The following is a 20,469-nucleotide window of genomic DNA, read 5'->3' as shown; positions in this document are numbered from 1 at the left end:
AAAGAAAGAATTAAACTTAATCTAAAAGGAATGAGCCCCATACAATACCGAGCGCATCATTCTAAAACTTAATAATAATTTTGTCCAAAATTTGGGGTGCAGTCCATTGATTGGTAACCTTTTTGAGCGACAATAGCAATAGTTTCCAAGTATCGGCTACTCAAGCCACATCAAAAAAAGGTTACCAATATGGTAGGAACCTTTTTTGAACGACAAATGCGATGGTTTCCCAGGGCTAGTCACTAAAAAAGAATCGGAAAGGTGACCAATACAGTGGGAACCTTTTTTAAAGAGGGTATACGAGATGATTCGCCATCATTTTATAGTAGTTAAAATAATCATGACAAGTTTATATTTAAAACTTTTACCGTCTAATCAATTCAACAGAAACTATATTGTTTTCTTGATTTTAAATTTTCAATTTTGTCTTCTGTTTAATTTGTCTGTAATATGAAAAAATCTCTACTATTCTTCACACTTGCATTTAACCTTTTCACACTCTCTATACAAGCGCAACAGATCAACTTTACGCCCCCTATTGCCCATTCAAAACTAAAGTTAGGGCTAGCGCAGGTTGCTACTTTAGGCGCTAATAATCAATTAATTGACAATAACAGTGTAAGCAATTACAACCTGTTTCTTTTTAAAGAAAGGAATGAAAAAATACTGGTTGATGTAATAGCTAAAACTGACGTAGCCGTACTTCAAAAAGAACTGAATGCAGCAGCCATTGAAATGATAAGTGCCTCAAAAAAGCGGGTGACCTGCTGGATAGAAACCGATAAAATTAATAGCCTGGCTGCCACATCCCGGAATATTTCATGGATTCAGCCTGTGATAAAACCGCTTAATAATTCGGGTCCTGTGATATCCCAGGGCGATTCTGCCCAGCGTTCCGGTATAGCCCGACAAATAACAGGACTTAACGGAGCTAATATAAAGATTGGGGTATTATCTGATAGTTATAACATACTAGGTGGAGCAGCTGCAGGCGTAAGTGCCGGAGAATTACCGGGTACAGGCAACCCTGATGGTTTTACCACTCCAGTGACTGTATTGAGTGAATCGCTAAGCGGTGGTTCAGATGAGGGTAGAGCCATGCTTGAAATTATCCACGATGTGGCTCCGGGTGCGCAATTATATTATTATTCTGCTTATAATGGCGAGGCCGATTTTGCGAATGGTATCAGAGCTTTGGCCGCAGCGGGCTGTAAAATTATTGTTGATGATATTACTTATGTGACCGAACCTTTCTTTCAGGATGGCCTGATTGCTCAGGCGGTTGATGAAGTTACTGCCAACTATGGCGTGTCATATTATTCATCCGCAGGAAACTCAATTAATAGTTCATATGAAGCTCCCTATCAGGCAAGCAATATGCGGCCTTTTAGCAATAGTACCGAAACAGCCCATAATTTCGGCACAGCCGGAAGCCCCGTTTACCTCTTACCTATTCAGATAGTAGGCGGACTGACGCTGACGTTGGAATGGGACGACCCTTATTTCAGTACAGGCAATGGCTCGGCAGGTGCCACATCTGACCTTAATATCTACCTGCTCATATCAAACGGCAGTGGTTATCAGGTAGTAGCTTCCAGTATTGAAAGCAATATCGGGGCCGACCCGGCAGAGGTATTTCAGGTATCAGGATCAGGCACTGCCTATATATTGATTACAAAAAAATCTGGAACCGACCCACGGAATATTAAGTTTGTAGGCTTTCGTGGCTTAAGTTGGGCTGTTACACCTAACAATATTGCAGGCATTAAAGCCTCAACCATTATTGGCCATCATAATGCTACTCATACAGTGGCAGTAGGAGCAGCCAGTTATGACCAGACTCCTGCTTATGGAGTTACCCCTCCTCTACCCGAATCTTATACATCCAGAGGTGGTACGCCTATTTATCGTTCTATCTCAGGTGCTTTATTGCCTCAGCCTATTATCAGACAAAAACCGGAAATAGTAGCTCCTGACAATGCCAATACCTCGTTTTTTATTCAAGGATACGATTATGAAAGCGATGGTATACCTAATTTTAATGGGACCTCGGCATCTGCACCTCATGCTGCGGCAGTAGCAGGATTAATGCTACAGGGGAATCCAGGGTTGACACCGAGCACTATTAAAACAGCTCTGATTAATTCTTGTGTAGACATGGACGACCCCTCAACACCGGGTTTTGATACAGGATTTGATTATGCCACCGGTAATGGATTAATCAGAGCCGATGCGGCTGTTCTGAGCACACTGAATCCGAATTGTCCTACTGTAAATGTTACGATCACCCGACCAACTACTTTCTGTGAGGGAGACTCGGTGATTTTTGATGCCAATACAAATTCCGGTTATACCTTTCAATGGAAAAGGAATAATACGAATTTATCAGGCCAGAACCAGTCACGTTTGATTGCGAAAGAATCAGGTCAATATACAGTAGCGATTACAAATCTGAATTGTACGTTGTCTTCTATAGCTATCAGAGTTACAGTAAAATTAGGCGTACCTGTGCCGACTACTGTCAGCAGAACTATTAGTCAAGGGACAGTGATAACAACAGGAAACGGCCTACAGGCGAGTAGCAATTGCCATCCGCAATATACAGCTACTTATGCAGGCCCAACTATAGGTTATGATGGAAATACTAAAAGCGGCCCTGACCCGACCGTAACAGTGGCAGGAGTCAATGGAAATATTGCGCTGGCAAGGGTCTCTATTAGGTGGAGAAAAAGAAGTGGGGGTTCTATAAATGATTGTGGTACAACCGGAGGTAATCTTAATCCATTCAATGATGAAGTATCTTTTAAATTAATAGCTCCTGATAATACAACTATCAACCTACTCAATGCTAATACTTATGCATTTTCGGGAAGCTACGTAGGTACTGTTACCACTGTATTTGAAGATGGTGGAGCTACTGTTGGTACTGTACCTGCTTCAGGGACGTTTAACCCTGCGCAAAGTCTGGCGCAATTAGTTGATACAAACCCGAATGGCATCTGGAAACTGATAGCTAATGACGACGCCAGTATAGACCCTCTTTGTGTAGAAAGTTTCTCAGTTACAGTTTATACTAACGGAATCGGGTCAGCAAGTTCGATTACCTGGTGGGATAGTCCGTCGGGTGGAGCTCAGGTAGGAACAGGAAATGAGTTTATTCCGACTAATACTGCTCCGGGTACTTATACTTACTATGCTGAGGCTACTTGCGCAGGTAGTGGCCTAAGTTGCCAGGCAAGTATCAGAAGACCTGCCACATTAACCATTATACCGGGTTGTGTAACGCAAGCCGGAACGGTTAATAGCAGTACCAACGTTTGTGCGGGTAGCAATAGCGGTACACTTACTTTAACGGGCTACATAGGCACTATTCTCAGATGGGAATCATCGACTGATAATTTTGCTACTGTCACTACTATTAATAATACAACTGCCACGCAAAATTATTCGGGTCTTACACAAAATACGCAGTACAGAGCAGTAGTAAAAAATGGATCTTGTACCGAAGCCAATGCTATACCTGCGAGCATTACGGTTACGGTTGTTCCTGCCGCTGCCAGCAATACAGGGCCTTATGATGTCGGTCAAACCATTCAGTTAACAGCTTCAGGTGGTAGTTCTTATAGCTGGGTGGGGCCTAATGGTTTCAGTAGCAGTAATAATCCTGCTACTATCAACAATGCCACGCTGGCCATGACAGGTACTTATACCGTTACGGTTACACAAAGCACTTGCACCGCTACTGCCACTACTTTTGTATCGGTGAACAATATTAATCCATGTAGCAAAGTAGTTGATTTTGATTATGTATTGGCAGGCAATCCTTTTGATTATAAGTTTCCATTAGCCAATAATATGGTAATTGCTCAGGTGCCGGAGGAAACCTCTATTGTACTGAATCCTATTTGTCCATCGGTAACTATCGAAAGTTTCAGAATCGTTTTGCAAGGTCCCGCCCCTTTCCAGAATCACGAAACCATTGAAAGTGTGGATATTTATGCGCTTTTTAATAATACGGGCAATTATGTACTTGGACGTCATTTACCGACCGGCAATTATACGCTTACAGTAACAGGATATAATCAGGATAATGCGCAAGGAACCGTTACATACGGTCCAACGGTTATAAATTTTAGCATTGTTGCCAGCAATGCCACTATTGCCACACCAACTTTTGATATTAATGCCCTTTGTGCGGGCGGTTCGAATACTTTCAATGTCAATTTTGCTACTACGGGTACATTTGCCCCGGGTAATCAGTTTGAAGTACAATTATCTGATTTATATAGTTCGTTTGATAATCCTTTGGTAATTGGTACTTCAAGCACCGCTGGAAATGTGGCCTGTACTATTCCGGCCAATGTGGTAGCGGGAAATCAGTATAAAATCAGAGTCGTTTCTACCAATCCTACCATTAATGGTAATTCTAATGGTACTACTATCAGTATTACCTCTAGTGTTTTAACCCTGGTAAGTCCAAACGATAATTATACGGGAGCGACACTTATCAAAACAGCCGGACAAACCATCAATGCAAGTAATAAGATATTCACACCATCGAATATCACCTATGAAGCTGGAAATGCGGTTATTTTAGGGGCGGGTTTTCAGGTAGATAATAGTGCGGTTTTCAAGGCAGAGATAAAGGCTTGCTATAATTAGTAAATAAAAAATAGAGTTTCTTCCATTATTTTATGGAATACGTTTTGTTTTTTGTTTAAATATTTCTAATTTTGCAACCCGTTTTAGCGATTTTAAGAAGTTCAATACAAATACAGCAATGAAAAAAGATATTCATCCAAATTATAGACCAGTTGTTTTCTGGGATTTGTCGACAGATTACAAATTCATCACACGTTCTTGTGTGAACACGAAGGAAAACATTGTTTGGGAAGATGGCCAAGAATACCCTGTTTACAAAGTAGAGGTTAGTTCTAACTCACACCCATTCTATACTGGTAAAAACGTATTGCTTGATACAGCCGGACGTGTTGATAAATTCAACAAACGTTATGGTAAAAAATAATTATCGAGTTTACCTCAAAAAAGGTCTTTTAGAAATTCTAAAAGACCTTTTTTGTTTTTTAGCTTGTCTTACAAACCTAAGAGTTGCTTCGCTTTGGCTTGCACACAGGAGACACTGAGTGAACTTAAAAAAGTATTTCCGGCTTAAACAAATGCTTTAGATATTTTAGATATTTTTGTATTTAAAAGCTATGCTAGAACTTCTGGAATCATGAACCTCAGGCAGGACATATTATTTTTCTTCAGTGGACTAGGTGTTTTTAATGGGCTGCTTTTAGCTGCTTATTTCTTGTTCTTCAAAAAAGTCCGAACTTTTACAGGTTTCTTACTAGGTTTATTATTACTGTGTTTAAGTGTCAGGGTAGGTAAATCAGTCTTTCTGGTTTTTAAACCTGACCTGGCTAAGATTTATCTGCAGATAGGCTTATCTGCGTGTTTCTTTATCGGGCCCACACTCTATTATTTAATCAAGTCCATCCAGGAACATATCGTAGCAGTGCCTAATTACTGGAAGCGGAACTTCTTATTACATCTGGTTATTATCGTTTCAGTAGGCACTTTGTTTACTTACGAAAAACACCCAGAACTTTGGGGGCCTTATTTCATAAGAATTATTTACTTTCAATGGTTTTTGTATACTGTTGCTGCAGGAGTAAAAATGAAAGAGGTATTCGTGAAGCTGTTTAACAAGCAGGAGAAATTGAATTTGCCCGAGCAGTTTCAGCTATTGCTATTCACTGGTAATATCATCATTTTTACGAGTTATTTTCTTTCTTTACTTAATATTCAGCAGGGCTTTTATGTTAGCGGGCCGCTCTCATTTACTTTTATTCTGTATATCAGTATCCTGTTCTTATTGAAAAAGGAAAAGATGGATACTTATATATTCACAATGCAGGACAGATATGCTAATAAGAAAATAGGAGACGAGCAGGCCAATACACTAGTACAAAAATTGGAGCAACTCTTACAAGAGCAGAAATTATACAAAGACCCTAATCTGAAACTGAATGATTTGTCGAAGAAAATCAATATTTCAGGGCATCAGTTATCACAATTATTGAATGATAATCTGGGTAAAAGCTTCTCTACCTATATCAACGAGTACCGAATCAATGAGGCCTGCAAAATGATTATCGAACAGCCCAATCTAACTTTGGAAGCCATCGGATATGAAGTAGGCTTTAATTCTAAATCTACTTTTTATACAACTTTTAAAAAGATCAGACTTACAACACCAATGGCTTATAAAGAAAAAGCAGAAAATATACTCTAAGTCTTAGAGACTGTTTGAGTTAATTTTTAGTCAATGATTATCGAAGACACATTAAAACTAAAATTTCTACAGGGATGAATATAGAGAACGGACTGATGTTTTTCTTTAGTGGATCAGGTACTCTTAATGGGCTTATTCTGGCTGCCTATTTTCTTTTCTTCAAGAAAATCAAAAATTTCATCAGTTTCTTACTTGGATTGTTACTTTTAATACTTAGTATCAGGATTGGTAAATCTGTATTTATATATTATTATCCCTATCTGCCCGATATTTACAGACAGATCGGCTTGTCTGTCTGTTTTTTTATTGGGCCCACATTCTACTATCTTATCAGGGCTATTAATGAAAATATCACCGAAATCCCTGCTTATTGGAAACGGAATTTCGGTTTCCAACTCATCGCTATTCTCCTGACAGGAATTATATTTCCTTATCAGAAATACCCTGAGATATGGAATAACCATGTGGTCTATTTTGTATATCTTCAATGGCTTTTATATACTGTGGCAACCGGCTTTAGTATAAAAAACATTGTATTAAAAATTCGTAATCAGCAAGAAGAATTAAATGTTACAGAGCAATTTCTGATACTATTATTTTTGGGTAATACTATCATTTTACTCAACTATCTCTTATCTATTCTCGATGTGTTTCATGGTTTTTGTATAAGCGGCCCATTAGCCTTTACCTTCTTTCTCTATATTAGTCTTGTATTTGTTATAAACCGAGAAAAAATGGCAAATGCTGTATTTGCCGTACAAGATAAATATGCCCATAAGAAAATCGGCGACGAACAGGCTACAGCATTGGTGAAGAGGTTAGAACAGCTATTGCAAGTTCAGGAATTATACAAAGACCCCAATCTTAAACTGAATGATTTGTCGAAGAAAATCAATATTTCAGGGCATCAGTTATCACAATTATTAAATGATAATCTGGGCAAAAGTTTTTCAACTTATATCAATGAGTACCGAATCAATGAGGCCTGCAAAATGATTATCGAGCAGCCCAATCTCACGTTGGAAGCTATCGGATATGAGGTGGGTTTTAATTCTAAGTCTACTTTTTATACAACTTTTAAAAAACTGAAGCAAACTACCCCAATGATTTACAAGGCAAATACAGAGAAAAGCATTAGCTCATAAGTTATTGACTATAAACACCTTACAGTTTTAATAAATTTTCATAAAAGTCCGGTTTTATAATTCCGTACTCCTGAATCTTAAACTCCGAACTTTGGTTATTTCTTCAAAAATTACATTTGACCAATTTTAGTTTAAATGTAATTCTCATGTCGAAATCATCATTAACAACCATTCTGTTTTTTCTTATTTATTCTGTATCATTCGCCCAGGTCAATCTGTCAGGAAGAGTCATTGACAATATCTCTAGGCAGGGTATCCCTTTTGTAAATGTCTCTTTGCTTTCAGTGAAAGATTCAACACTAATAAAAGGAAATATTACCGATTCATCAGGTATTTTTCAAATAGTTTCATTGCCAAAAGGTCCTTATCTCCTTTTCTTTTCATCTATTGAATACCAGAAATATTATCAGGCTTTATCAATAGAAAATAATACCCCATCTACTTTAAAGTTGAATGATATTACATTGACTATAAACAATCAATTACTGAATGAGGTAAATGTAAGCGCAGATAAACTACAGATACAACAGACAGATGAAAAGCTGATTGTGAATATAGCTGATAATAAACTCTTCAATACCTCAACCAATGGCTTTGATATACTAAAGAAAATGCCGGGTATACAAATCAATTCTGATGGTAACCTTACCATGGCGGGGGGAGTAATACCCACCATTTTCGTAGATGGCAAACCAATGCCTATGAGCCCCGAGCAATTGCAGAATTACTTGAATAGTCTTACGCCTGAGATGGTTGCCTCTATCGAAATTATTGCTAATCCATCCGGTAGATATGATGCCGAGTACAAAGCCATTATCGACATCCGATTACAACGAGATAAAACACTGGGTTGGGTAGGCAATTATGTAGGGAATTTCCAGCAAGGGGTTTATACTTATGCTAACAATAATCTTACGCTGACTTATAATATGCCAAAAGTGGCTTATACGGCGAGATTGGGCTATCAGGCAGGTGCTACGGTCTATCGCTATCGTGCATTGCAACATCAGGCCAATACTAATATTATGCGTACTGACACGTGGCAGAAAACCACTCATGATAATCTTAATTTACAGTTTGAGGCAGATTACCATTTAAACAAGAATCATAATATTGGACTGATTCTACGTACCAATCAATTGGATAGAAAGGCATGGGCTGATAATACTTTGCATTTTACCAACTCAACAGACGAGCATGTGCTATCAAATATTCATAGCATGAATAATTATACCCCAACTCAAAACAATTATGGCGTCAATCTGAGCTATGATGCCCTCATAGATAAAAATGAGTTGCATGTATTGGGAATCGTTTCGCAGGTAAATAATCGTCGGAAAGAAGATATTCAGAATACTCAAACCCTTACAGGAGATTTATTGAATTACTGGAAAACAAATCTGCTCAATGATATTTCAATCCGCTCTATTCAATCAGATTTCATCAGCACTATTGGCAAAGGTAAACTGGAATTGGGGGCAAAATTTGCGGCTATTAATACTAAAAACAATCTGGTATATGATACTCTGGCTAAAGACAATAGTTTTGTGCTTGACCATAGCCGAACCAACAATTTTCATTATAATGAGTATATTTCAGCCGCTTATCTGATATATGGACAGAAATGGGGTAAACTGACTTATAAAATAGGTTTGCGAACTGAGCATACCCATAGTATCGCCAACGCTATTACGAATAAGCAGATTACCGAACGCGACTATTTCAGATGGTTACCGAGCGTTAATCTCTCTTATCCTTTGGCTAATGAACAACAACTCACAGCCGCTTATACGCACCGCATGACACGCCCTGGCTTTGAGGCATTAAATCCTTTTAGGTTTTATCTGAGTCCTTTAAATTATTGGTTGGGGAATCCATATCTGTTACCTTCTACTACCAAGCAGCTAAGTATTACTTATACCAAAAAGAACTTCTATACTTTGCTGAATATAGGGCGGGAAGTAGACCCTATGGCACGTTATCCTGAATATAATCGTATAACAAATGTGTTGGAGTATCTGGGCAGGAATTTACCATATAATGATTTTGCCACGCTCGAAGCCAATTGGGCTGTCACCGTAAAAAAATGGTGGCGTATGAATCATAATCTGGGTCTCTATTATAAAAAAGAGCAAACACCTTATCATGAAGTTGTCTATCAGATTCCGATTACAAATTATATGATTAACGGAAGTCAGATTTTTACCTTAGCTAAAGATTTTACATTTGATATATATTATTATTATATCTCCACCAGAGGGAATGGGTTATATATTATGAAACCTGTGTACTATATAGATTTAGGTTTGCAGAAAACCTGGCTGAAAGGCAAGCTGAATACCAAATTGAACTTCTACGATATTTCTAATACCTATTACTTTCGTCTGGTTTTCAGAGAAAAAAGCATACTTGATAATGAATTTTCGCATTGGAGCGGCAACCAGCGAGTGTCGTTTTCTATCACATATAATTTCGGTAAATCAGGTTATAAAATCAGACAAAATACCAGAAATGAAGAAGAAAGTCGGGTAAGTAATTAAAAACTATTTAGCTGGTTTTAAAAAAGGATGTAGAATCACCGAAAGCAATATTAATACCCCACCAATATAAAAACCTGTGGTCATGCGCTCTTTTTCCCCAAAGATGAAATAGGCTAATAGGATACCATAGATAGGCTCCATATTGATAGAAAGATTGAGCGTGAAAGCAGAGATTTTCTTTAATAGCTTTACCATTTCATTATAAGGGTATACTGTACATACCAAGCCTAAAATCGCTATCCACACCCAATCGGTTGGGCTGGGTATTAATTGAAAATGGGTATTGGGTGAAGCATAAACAATGATAGGGATAAATATCCATGACGATACAAATGCGCCCACCATTTCGTAGAAGGTAATAGTTTGGGCTTCATATTTTTGGGCTAATTGTGCATTAAGGACTGAGAAAATGGTTGCCAATAGAGCCGCTGTTATACCAATAATAATACCTGTGAGGTATTGGTACTCAAACTTGAATACAAAGTACATACCTGCTACTACCAATATTCCCAGCAAAACCTCAGTCCAACTGATTGTTGACTTTTTGATGACAGGCTCCAGAATACTCGTAAAGAAAGAGGTAACCGAAAAAGTTACTAAACTGATTGCGATAGTAGAAGCTCGTGCTGAACCAAAAAAGCACATCCAATGCAGGGATATAATGGCCCCAACTCCCAATAACGGCAAACTCTCTTTAAATGGGAGAAGTATATTCTTTTTCTGAAACCTTGCCACTAAATACATACCCAACGATGCCAGCAACGTACGGTAAAATACTACCCCTAAAGCAGAGACATCAGTCAAGCGGCCTAGGATGGCCGTAAAGCCTAAAATAATAACAATGAGATGGAGTTTAAGGTAATCTTGCGGCGATGCTTTGGTCATGATTTTTAAGGGGCTTAGGGCTATTTCTACGGATGTTCAAAGGTAATGAGATTTTGAAAAATAATGATAGCTACCTGCTTGGGTTTATTTTATCAGATAAATTTTACAGTTATACTACACATAATTAAAAAACCGTACTATAAACATTTCTTTCAATTTCTATGTTGTAAAGCTACAACAAACTACTAAACGACGTGAATATCTTAATTACCGGGGGCACAGGGCTTATAGGTAAGCATCTGACCAGACTTTTATTAAGCAAAGGCCATAAGGTTTCTTTGCTTAGCCGTGAAAAAGATAATATTCCGGACGTAAAAGTATTCCTGTGGGATACTGAAAAAGGGCTCATGGATGATGAAGCCCTTAAAGATATTGACTATATCATTCACTTGGCTGGTGCCGGAATTGCCGATAAACGATGGACTGACAAGCGTAAACAAGAAATCATAGACTCTCGTGTTAAGCCTATTCAATTGCTTGATAAGCACTTAAAAGAACAAGGACATAAACTTAAAGCTTTCATCTCTGCGTCGGGTGTAGGATACTATGGTGGTGATACAGGCGAAACCAGGTTAGATGAAAATAGCCCTGCAGGAAATGATTTTCTGGGCACTTGCGTAAAGATATGGGAAGCAGAAACAGAAAAGTTTGCTCAAGCTGAAAGAACCGTGAGTTTGCGTACCGGAATTGTATTGAGCGACAAAGGTGGGGCTTTACCCAAACTGGCACAACCTATTAAATTGGGCATAGGCTCACCCTTAGGCAGTGGCAAACAATGGATGTCATGGATACATGTTGATGATATGTGCCAGTTGTACCTGCAAGCCATTGAAGATGATAAAATGCATGGTGCCTATAATGCAGTGGCTCCTACTCCTGCAAGGAATGAAGAAATAACCCGACTGGCAGCAGATGTACTGAAACGTCCTTTATGGGCTCCGAATGTACCGGCATTTGTAATGAAATTACTCTTCGGCGAATTAGCTGTTGCTGTTCTTGGCGGTAATTATGTAAAAAATAAAAGGGTTTCAGAAGAATTATCTTTTTCTTACAAGTTCACTACAATTAAGGCCGCTCTGGAAGATTTACTAAAGTGATTTCTACATCTTCAAGTTTTCTCGGAACCTGACTGCAAAATTTATTACCTTGCGCCCGAATTTATCAACGATATACTATGCCATCTATCTTTTCAAAAATAGTAGCAGGAGAAATTCCGGCTCATAAAATTGCCGAGACCGACCAGTTTCTGGCATTTCTTGATGTTTTTCCATGTTCTGTAGGACATACATTGGTTATCCCAAAAAAAGAAATAGATTATCTCTTCGATCTAGATGATGAACTCTATACGGGATTAATGCAGTTTGCCAGGAAAATAGAACCTGCTATCAGAAAGGCCATTCCCTGCAAACGCATTGGTGTTGCTGTAGTAGGCTTAGAAGTGCCTCATGCCCATGTACATCTTATACCAATGAACAGCATGAGCGATATGAATTTTAATAACAAACTGAAAATTTCTCAAGACGAACTTGCTGAGATAGCGGCAAAAATCAGAAGTTTTTTATAAGTATATGGAAATAGCCTACGCAGTTACTATCTGCATTTTACCGCTCTTTTTATCCTTCAGATGTATTTACTTATTGAGAAAAAATCCTAAGATTTCAGGATTCATGAAGAGCATTATTACCGCCATTCTCAGTGGCATTATTATCGTTTCAATTAGTGTGAGTATTCACCATTTTATGAACGATGGTAGTAGCGCTAAAGCAAATATGAGTCTGGGAGTACTCACTGCTGTGCAAGGAATTATGTCAGGGGTTGTGTTTTTAGTAACGAGGTTTTTGGGGAAGATATAATAAATGCAGAGGGTTATCTAACTCTCTGCATTTAGTTTTTATTCTCCTAGATAATATATCTCCTGTATGTCTTTCAACAACTTATTGAAATCAAGTTTCAAATCTATTAGTCTTCCGGTTTTGATGTCGAAAACCCATCCATGTACTGTAGGAAATCCTTTTTTTGAATATTCCTGTTGCACGCTGGCCAGTTTAATTACATTAATGCACTGTTCCTGCACATTCAGCTCAACCAAGCGGTCATAACGTTTACCCTCGTCAGAAATGGCATTTAACTCATCTTTATGCAATCTGTATACATCTCTGATATTTCTTAACCAGGGGTTCAGAATTCCCATATCTACAGGCTGCATAGCTGCCTTAACCCCACCGCAGCCATAGTGACCACAAACTATTACGTGCTTGACACCTAAGTGACGGACAGCATAATTAATCACCGACATTACATTCAAATCTGTGGCATTGACTAAATTAGCTATATTCCTGTGCACAAAAATCTCACCGGGACCTGCTCCCATCAAATCTTCGGCGGTTACACGACTATCACTGCACCCGATATACAGGTAGTCAGGACTTTGTCCTTTGGCAAGTTCCTCAAAAAAGTCTTTATTGGTTCTTTTTTTTTCATTCAACCAGGTCTGGTTGTTTTCAAATACTTGTTCGTAAGTTGGCATAGTATGATATTCAAAAAAGTTGTAAAAGTTTTTATTTAATATCTGTTATTCTATCAGAAAAGTAAATTTATAGATACTTATTCTTTAATCCACGACAAAGCAGGATTTGGTTTTCCTGTTTCAAAAAAATAAGTAATCGCTTTAATTACCTCAGGCTTACTATTACAAAGATTTTCAGGGTATTCACCCAATTGTCCTCCTATTATTAATTCTTTTTCTTTCGAGCTACTTTTACTTTCGTCGCATAAAGAATCAAAATTCTCATTGTCGAAGGTAATAAACAAAATATAATCTTCTTTTCCGCCGCCAACACATAAGAGATGATTTTCTTCCTTGCAAAGAAGATTCAGCATTGTAATATCTTTTCCGTTTAATCTATCAACACTCTGTAAAACATCTTGTAAAGTAGGATTCTCAATTTTTTCATAAAAAATTGAATTCTCTGTTTCAATATCTACAATTAGGCTCTTTACTTGCATATAGTTTTACACTTCGTTTTTAATAGATCAATTAAGCTTACTTCAATTTCTCTTTCAAATCTTCAAATTCTTTCTTTAAAGGAGCATTCTGATAGAGAATCTGATAGGCAAAGTTGGTAATAGGTATCTCTATTTCATAGTCTTTCAGCATTTCGTAAACACACTTTACGGCATAGTATCCTTCGGCCACCATATTCATTTCTAACTGAGCGGCTTTTACACTATAACCCCGTCCTACCATATTACCGAACGTACGGTTTCGGCTAAACTGCGAATAGGAAGTTACCAGCAAATCGCCCAAGTATGCCGATGCACTTAAATCCCGTTTCATCGGGTCTATCACATCAACTACCCGGCAAATTTCCTGCATAGCATTAGACACCATTACCGCCTGAAAATTATCTCCGCCACCCAAACCATGCGTAATACCACAAGCTAAGGCTACAATATTTTTCATTACAGCCGAATATTCTACCCCATACAAATCAGCTAAAGCCGAAGTACTCACAAAACGGCAACGCAATAAATCAGCAAAATCATTGGCCAGCTCCAGATTAGGAGAAGCAATAGTTAGATAGGAGTGTTTCTCTAACGCTACTTCCTCAGCATGGCATGGTCCGGCTATCACCCCAATATTATCAGCAGGAATATCGTATTCCTGCTCTATCCAATCGGTCACCAGCTGATTAGTAGCGGGAATCATCCCTTTAATGGCTGATATAATCTTCTTGCCTTGCAGATGGCTCTTGTTAATAGTCTTTAAGGCGTCTGAAAGAAACGCCGCCGGAACGGCCAATACTACCCATTCGGTATCTCGCAGGGCTTCTTTTAAGTTAGTATAAGGTTTTACCTTTGAAGGATGAATCTCTACGCTGCTGAGATAGTTTTTGTTGTGGTGTAGCCTTTTGATATGCTCTACATCTTCGCTATTTCGCATCCACCACTTGATATGTACATTGCCCTCGCTTAAAATCTTAACAATAGCTGTTGCCCAACTCCCACCTCCTATAATCGTTATTTTCATTTTCGTATCTCAAAGGATTTCATGATGCTAAATAAACCAAAAGCCTTGAAAAAACAAAAAGACTGCTTTGCAGCAGTCTTTTGTCGGGTATGTTCAAAAGGTGTTTCAGTATTATTCTTTTTTCTTACCTTGATCTTTCTGTTCTACTTTTTTGGCAACCAAGTCACCGTCTTTCAGTTTTTTCGATACGGCAATGAAAGGCCCTGATATAATTTGCTCCCCTTCTTTCAAGCCATCTTTAATTTCAATAGTTCCGGCAGCTGTATCAGTAATACCGGTTTTCACTTCACGTAATTTCGCTTTATTATCGGCACCTGCAACAAATACCACCTCTTTAGGCAGGTCTTTTTTCTTAGGCTTTGCAGGTTCGTTAGTATTCTGGTCGTCACTCGGAGGACCTTGCTGGTCTTTCTTCTCTTCAGTATTACTACCATCACGGGTAGTTACGGCAGCAATTGGTACGCTCAACACTTTTTCTTTTTTCTCGGTGATAATATCAACCGTTGCGGTCATACCCGGTTTGAACGGATACACTTTTTTCGCTTTTCTATCAATCAAATCACGGTACGATTCAGGCAAAATTCTGATTCTCACTTCAAATTCTGTTACGGCATCCGTTGCAGCTGAGGCAGCAGCTAAAGTTCCGCCACTACCATTGGCAGTATTTGCAATCTGCGTAACTATTCCTTTAAATTTCTTACCTGTCAGTGAGTACGAATCTACATCAATATTAGCCGTATCGCCTAAGCTTACCCTTACAATATCATTTTCGTTTACGTTGATTCTCACCTCCATATTGTTCAGGTTGGCAATACGAAGCATCTCGGTACCTGCCATTTGTGAGGTTCCCACCACTCTTTCTCCTAATTCAACTGCAAGTTTAGATACAATACCGTTCATTGGCGCATAGATGCTCGTTTTTCGTAGGTTTTCTGAGGCATCTTTCAAACCTGCTTCTGCACTTCTGATATTGAAAGTTGAGGCTTCAAGATTAGCTTTGGCAGCAGCTACGTCTTGCTTAGCCACTTTTAAATTAGTTTCGGCAATTTCCAAATCAGAAGCTGATATTACTTTCTGGTCAAAGAGTTTTTTCTGACGATCATATTCAGCCTGTGCTCTGATCACACGAGCTTCTGACTGCGCAATGGCAGATCTTGCCTGCTCGGCACTAGCTTTTGACTGGTTCACAACGGCTTCGGCACGTTGCGTAATGGATATATAGTTCTCTGGTTGAACTTTCAACAACAATTGTCCTTTTTTCACAGAGTCACCCTCTTTTACATACAAACCGATAATCTCACCAGGTACATCAGGCGTGATTTTTACTTCAACCTCCGGTTGGATTTTACCCGAAGCCGATACTGTTTCAATAATATCTGTTCTTCCTACTTTTACAAACTCAACTTCGGTAGGTTTTTCTTTACCTATCCAACCGGCCGATTTTGCTACTAATAGAAATATTACAAGTAGGGCTACTACACCGCCCAAAATCCACCAGATTCTATTTGATTTTTTCATTGAGAAAATAAATTTTTATACAATTAGTAATAAGGTAAGTATTAGATTTCTGTCCTTAAAGGCGAAAGGCTTAGAAATTAAGTGGTTTATTCTGATAATAATCTAAAATCTTGATTCTGAAAATATAATCATATTTTGCTTGAATCTGGTTAGCTCTGGCACGGTCCAGATTGGTTTTTGAAATGCTATAATCTAATGAATTTAGTGAGCCTACATTATATCTGGCTTCTGCCGCTCTGTATGATTCTTCTAAAGCACGTACTTGGTTACCCAAAGCTGAATATTTTTTGGCCGAATTGCTCATATTTACATAAGCCGTCTCAATATCCTGACGCAAACGTAAACGTACATTCTCGGCCTGTACTTCGGCCTGTTTTTGTTGAATCACGGCACCCGTTGTACGATATTTAGCATTATAGCCATTAAAAATCGGGATTCTTGCGCTTATACCTGCTGAAAGATTTACGTTACCACCTAACTGACGGAAGTATCCGATTTTTTCTGTAGAGGTTGATGTTGTAGGCAGTAAAGCAATAACCGGATAGCGTACGCCTGCTACATCTACATAACCTGCTTCTGTCTCAACAATTTTTTGAGATACCAGTACCTTTTCAGCTGCTGTAGTAGTAGAGGTATTAGCATTAGCAAAAGCTGACACAACCGGATATTTTAAACCTTTGGCAATATCTACTGCTTTTTGTGCTGCTTTTATACGCATATCAGCTGCCTGTACATCTGCCAGAAAGCCTTGAGCTATATCATATACTTCATTGGCAGAGTTCGGATAAGGGGCTATGTTCGGGTTCGGCACTTCTATTCTTACTACATCTAAATTTCTGTCAGCAGCTACATTAAGTAATTGTTTCAATGTCAACTTAGCAGTGATAATGGCATTTTCGGCATTTACTACCTGTACTTCGTCATTAGCCAATTGTGCCTGAATATCAAACAGGTTGGTTTCAGGAACAGAGCCTGCATTCACCATTTTTTGAGTACGCTCCAACTGTATTCTTGATACCTCTACCTGTCTTTGTGCAATAGCCAGGAGGTCTTCCTGTGATAATACATTCAGATAAGCTACTACTACATTCAGAGTAATTGTATTTTTCATCGCTTGCAAGTCTAATCTCGCTACTTCAAGATTAGTCTGGTTTAATGCGATGTTATTTCTTGTCTGAAACCCATCGAAAATAGTAACACCAGACGAAAGACCAAAACCATTAGAACCCACTGTATTGGTAATGATACCATTGGTATAAGGGTTAATGTTACGCCCTGAAAACAGGTTCAGGTTAGCACTTCCGTTTAAGTTAGGGTATCTGGCCCATTTAGATTGGTCGTATGTGTTCAGGCTGCCCTCTACTGCCAGACCACTCTGCTTGATAGAAAGGTTGTTTTTCAAGGCCACATCAACTGCCTCTTGCAAACCTATTTTATCTGCCGGAGTAGCATTTACACTCGTAGCTGTAGGTTGCTGTGCCTGCACAAAAACATTGACTAGTAATAGCGTAGGTAATAAGATTTTAACAAATTTCATGAGGAAAATATTTTTCAATTCGATGAACCAATTCGATGAAACTTATAAGGCTTTATACGAGTTTTGATAAGACAATCTTACGAAACAATTTTATATGCCTGCCACAAGAAATGGATAAGCGGTTTTATTGAAGTTTAGACTTAATACTTTAAGGTTTGAACTTCTTGAAAAATAGCTTTAAGTTTGAAGTAAATTTCATTTGTTGTTTTAGAAAGGGTTGAAAATGAGCAGTCAGACACCAAAGGATTTTTTGAAATTTCTGAAGAATCCGGACTTTATCGACGGGATTTACAACTATTGCGATAGTTGGTGTGAGCGCTGTGCCTTTACCGATAAATGTATGAATTTTGCCATGCGCAAATACAAAGAAGACCAGAACGGTGAGGCAAGTATAGAGGATAGTCTGACAGAGGTTTTTCAACAAACTACTGATCTGATTAAGCAAATTATTGAAGATAAAGGCATGAGTTGGGAAGATATAGTGAGCCAGGCAGATACCGAAACACCTACTATTGACCCTCATAAAGAAGCAGATGAACACCGCAATGTAAGAAGTGCCAAAGAATATACGTATTTGTATGGCTCGTTTCTGAAAACAGAACAAGGCTTTATGCAAGGCAAAGGGCTTGAGTTTCAGAATGATTTGAATAAAGGCATTATTTCGGTAGAGGAAGCGGAAGAAGCTTTATCGCAAATTGAAGATGCCTTTGAGGTAATCAACTGGTACCAGAGTCTTATCTATATTAAAATCAGAAATGCTTGCCAGCTATTCTTTGAATATAACCTGAGCGACTTTATGGTCGATTACTATAATGGCAAAGCCAAGCTAACGTTGATCAGTATAGACCGAAGTCTGGCGGCTTGGTTGGTATTGCAAGTACATTTTCCGGAAAAAGTCACTAAGATTACTGAAATCTTGTTACAGTTGGAAAAACTACGCCAACAAATAGAAAAAGATTTCCCTAATGCTCGTAAATTTGTGAGACCGGGCCTAGACAAATAGTTTGCCCATATATCTTAACCTCTTTTCATGCAGTACGAAATTGTTATAGGATTAGAAGTACATTGTCAGCTTTCGACTGAAAGTAAAATTTTTGCTTCAGATTCTAACCAATTTGGCAGCGAGCCAAATACTAATATCAGTGTTATTACTTTGGGCCATCCCGGGGTTTTACCCAAATTGAATAAAAAAGCCGTAGAATACGCCATCAGAATGGGCCTTGCCTGCGGTTGCAAAATCACGCGTAATAATTATTTCGACCGCAAAAATTACTTTTATCCAGATCTTCCGAAAGGCTATCAGGTATCGCAGGATAAATATCCTATATGCAAAGGTGGTGGGGTAACCGTTCGCCTGAAAGATGGGAAACAATTCAAAGAAAGATTTCTTGAATTACATCATATCCATTTAGAGGAAGATGCAGGAAAATCAGTACACGAAGGAGAAAGCGCTTATACCCGTCTGGATTATAACAGAGCAGGAACACCCCTGATTGAGATTGTATCTGAACCTTGTATGAAAAGTGCCGAGGAAGCAGGTGCTTATCTAACAGAAATCAGAAAAATTGTTCGTTATCTGGATATTTGCGATGGCAATATGGAAGAGGGTTCTATGAGAGCCGACTTAAACATTTCAATACGCCCGATTGGTACTGAAAAATTAGGAACAAAGGTTGAGGTAAAAAACATGAACTCTATCCGTAACCTGCAAAGAGCAGTAGAGTTTGAGTTTAAGCGTCAGGTGCGTATGGTTGAAGCAGGTGAAGAGATCATTCAGGAAACCCGCATGTTTGATGCCGACACAGGTGAAACTTATGGCATGCGTGTAAAAGAAACCATGAACGATTATCGTTATTTCCCTGAACCGGATTTAGCTCCTATCAGAATTTCTGACGAATGGCTACAGTCAGTTAAAGCAAAGATGCCAGCCTTACCGCATGAATTATTCAAGCAATTTACGCAGGAATATGGAATAATAGATGAGCATGCCGTAGTATTGACTGATAGCAGAGATATAGCAGGTTATTTCCTGGAAACTTCTCAGTTTATAAAAAATCATAGAGCTATTGCCAATTGGTTGACTTCAACTATTAAGGGTTACCTAAATGAGAAAAGCATCGAAATCACTGAATTGCCTTTGAAACCTAATCAATTAGCTGAGTTGATTACTTTGGTGGATGAAAATAAAATCAGTAGTTCAATTGCCGCGCAGAAGCTTTTCCCTTTGTTATTAAATAATCCTAATGAAACAGCTTTAGCCCTGGCAGAATCGAACAATTTGATTCAGCAAAGCAATACAGACACCTTACAAACGTTAATCAACGAGGTTCTGTCTGCTTACCCGGATAAAGTAAAGGAATATAAGCAAGGAAAAAAAGGTTTGCTTGGCTTGTTTGTTGGTGAAGTAATGAAAAAATCGAAAGGCACTGCCGACCCAAAACTGACCAATCAACTGTTGATGGAAGCCTTGAAATAAGCAGTTTAGTCCTAATAATAGAACAATTGAATGAACA

Annotated in this window: 17 protein-coding genes; 11 read left to right on the top strand and 6 right to left on the bottom strand. The window is 38.4% G+C overall.

Features of this window, described 5'->3' with window-relative positions; all coding sequences use genetic code 11:
* From D0T08_RS28235 to D0T08_RS16540, 6 genes are all read left to right on the top strand, one after another.
* Positions 1-72, top strand: a 72-nt coding sequence (locus D0T08_RS28235; protein WP_409012931.1) for an IS3 family transposase, incomplete at its 5' end; no start/stop codon positions are given.
* Between the two features lie 378 nt (positions 73-450).
* Positions 451-4,662 carry a S8 family serine peptidase gene (locus D0T08_RS16560; RefSeq protein WP_116983775.1) on the top strand — a complete coding sequence of 1,404 codons (4,212 nt, stop codon included), beginning with the start codon at positions 451-453 and terminating at the stop codon, positions 4,660-4,662.
* A gap of 118 nt (positions 4,663-4,780) precedes the next feature.
* Positions 4,781-5,026 carry a type B 50S ribosomal protein L31 gene (locus D0T08_RS16555; RefSeq protein ID WP_116983774.1) on the top strand — a complete coding sequence of 82 codons (246 nt, stop codon included), beginning with the start codon at positions 4,781-4,783 and terminating at the stop codon, positions 5,024-5,026.
* Between the two features lie 210 nt (positions 5,027-5,236).
* Positions 5,237-6,301 (top strand): helix-turn-helix domain-containing protein, encoded by a 1,065-nt coding sequence (locus tag D0T08_RS16550; RefSeq protein ID WP_116983773.1) that lies wholly within the window; start codon positions 5,237-5,239, stop codon positions 6,299-6,301.
* Positions 6,302-6,375: 74 nt separating this feature from the next.
* Positions 6,376-7,446, top strand: coding sequence for an AraC family transcriptional regulator (locus D0T08_RS16545; RefSeq protein WP_116983772.1), 1,071 nt, complete (start codon positions 6,376-6,378; stop codon positions 7,444-7,446).
* Between the two features lie 146 nt (positions 7,447-7,592).
* Positions 7,593-9,986, top strand: coding sequence for an outer membrane beta-barrel protein (locus tag D0T08_RS16540; protein WP_116983771.1), 2,394 nt, complete (start codon positions 7,593-7,595; stop codon positions 9,984-9,986).
* Positions 9,987-9,989: 3 nt separating this feature from the next.
* Here D0T08_RS16540 and D0T08_RS16535 read toward each other — a convergent pair whose 3' ends face one another.
* Entirely contained in the window at positions 9,990-10,871 is an 882-nt protein-coding gene (locus D0T08_RS16535) for a DMT family transporter (protein WP_116983770.1), read from the bottom strand.
* Positions 10,872-11,065: 194 nt separating this feature from the next.
* On the opposite strand from D0T08_RS16535, the gene D0T08_RS16530 reads away from it, so the two are divergent.
* From D0T08_RS16530 to D0T08_RS16520, 3 genes are all read left to right on the top strand, one after another.
* Positions 11,066-11,968, top strand: coding sequence for a TIGR01777 family oxidoreductase (locus D0T08_RS16530; RefSeq protein WP_116983769.1), 903 nt, complete (start codon positions 11,066-11,068; stop codon positions 11,966-11,968).
* A gap of 77 nt (positions 11,969-12,045) precedes the next feature.
* Complete coding sequence (locus tag D0T08_RS16525) at positions 12,046-12,435, top strand: HIT family protein (RefSeq protein ID WP_116983768.1); 390 nt, start codon at positions 12,046-12,048, stop codon at positions 12,433-12,435.
* A gap of 103 nt (positions 12,436-12,538) precedes the next feature.
* Positions 12,539-12,724, top strand: coding sequence for a hypothetical protein (locus D0T08_RS16520; protein WP_116983767.1), 186 nt, complete (start codon positions 12,539-12,541; stop codon positions 12,722-12,724).
* A 38-nt stretch (positions 12,725-12,762) separates the two neighbouring features.
* Here the strand turns inward: D0T08_RS16520 and D0T08_RS16515 are convergent, their stop codons facing one another.
* The 5 genes from D0T08_RS16515 to D0T08_RS16495 form a co-directional block, all read right to left on the bottom strand.
* Positions 12,763-13,398 carry a carbonic anhydrase gene (locus tag D0T08_RS16515; RefSeq protein ID WP_116983766.1) on the bottom strand — a complete coding sequence of 212 codons (636 nt, stop codon included), beginning with the start codon at positions 13,396-13,398 and terminating at the stop codon, positions 12,763-12,765.
* Between the two features lie 77 nt (positions 13,399-13,475).
* On the bottom strand, positions 13,476-13,877 hold the full coding sequence (locus D0T08_RS16510; RefSeq protein ID WP_116983765.1) for a hypothetical protein: 402 nt from the start codon (positions 13,875-13,877) through the stop codon (positions 13,476-13,478).
* Between the two features lie 37 nt (positions 13,878-13,914).
* On the bottom strand, positions 13,915-14,901 hold the full coding sequence (locus D0T08_RS16505) for an NAD(P)H-dependent glycerol-3-phosphate dehydrogenase (protein ID WP_116983764.1): 987 nt from the start codon (positions 14,899-14,901) through the stop codon (positions 13,915-13,917).
* A gap of 111 nt (positions 14,902-15,012) precedes the next feature.
* Positions 15,013-16,419 (bottom strand): efflux RND transporter periplasmic adaptor subunit, encoded by a 1,407-nt coding sequence (locus tag D0T08_RS16500; protein WP_116983763.1) that lies wholly within the window; start codon positions 16,417-16,419, stop codon positions 15,013-15,015.
* A 70-nt stretch (positions 16,420-16,489) separates the two neighbouring features.
* Positions 16,490-17,956: a TolC family protein gene (locus tag D0T08_RS16495; RefSeq protein WP_116983762.1), complete on the bottom strand. Its 1,467-nt coding sequence runs from the start codon at positions 17,954-17,956 to the stop codon at positions 16,490-16,492.
* A 223-nt stretch (positions 17,957-18,179) separates the two neighbouring features.
* Between D0T08_RS16495 and D0T08_RS16490 the strand changes: the two genes are divergently transcribed.
* Both D0T08_RS16490 and gatB read left to right on the top strand, forming a co-directional pair.
* Positions 18,180-18,959, top strand: coding sequence for a hypothetical protein (locus tag D0T08_RS16490; protein WP_116983761.1), 780 nt, complete (start codon positions 18,180-18,182; stop codon positions 18,957-18,959).
* A 27-nt stretch (positions 18,960-18,986) separates the two neighbouring features.
* Positions 18,987-20,432 (top strand): Asp-tRNA(Asn)/Glu-tRNA(Gln) amidotransferase subunit GatB, encoded by a 1,446-nt coding sequence (gene gatB, locus D0T08_RS16485; RefSeq protein ID WP_116983760.1) that lies wholly within the window; start codon positions 18,987-18,989, stop codon positions 20,430-20,432.
* Positions 20,433-20,469 lie beyond the last annotated feature (37 nt).

This window comes from Emticicia sp. C21 (assembly GCF_003418935.1).
Lineage (GTDB): Bacteria > Bacteroidota > Bacteroidia > Cytophagales > Spirosomataceae > Emticicia.
The sequence above is the reverse complement of the archived record's forward strand: the minus strand, read 5'-3'. Positions and strand labels throughout refer to the sequence as shown.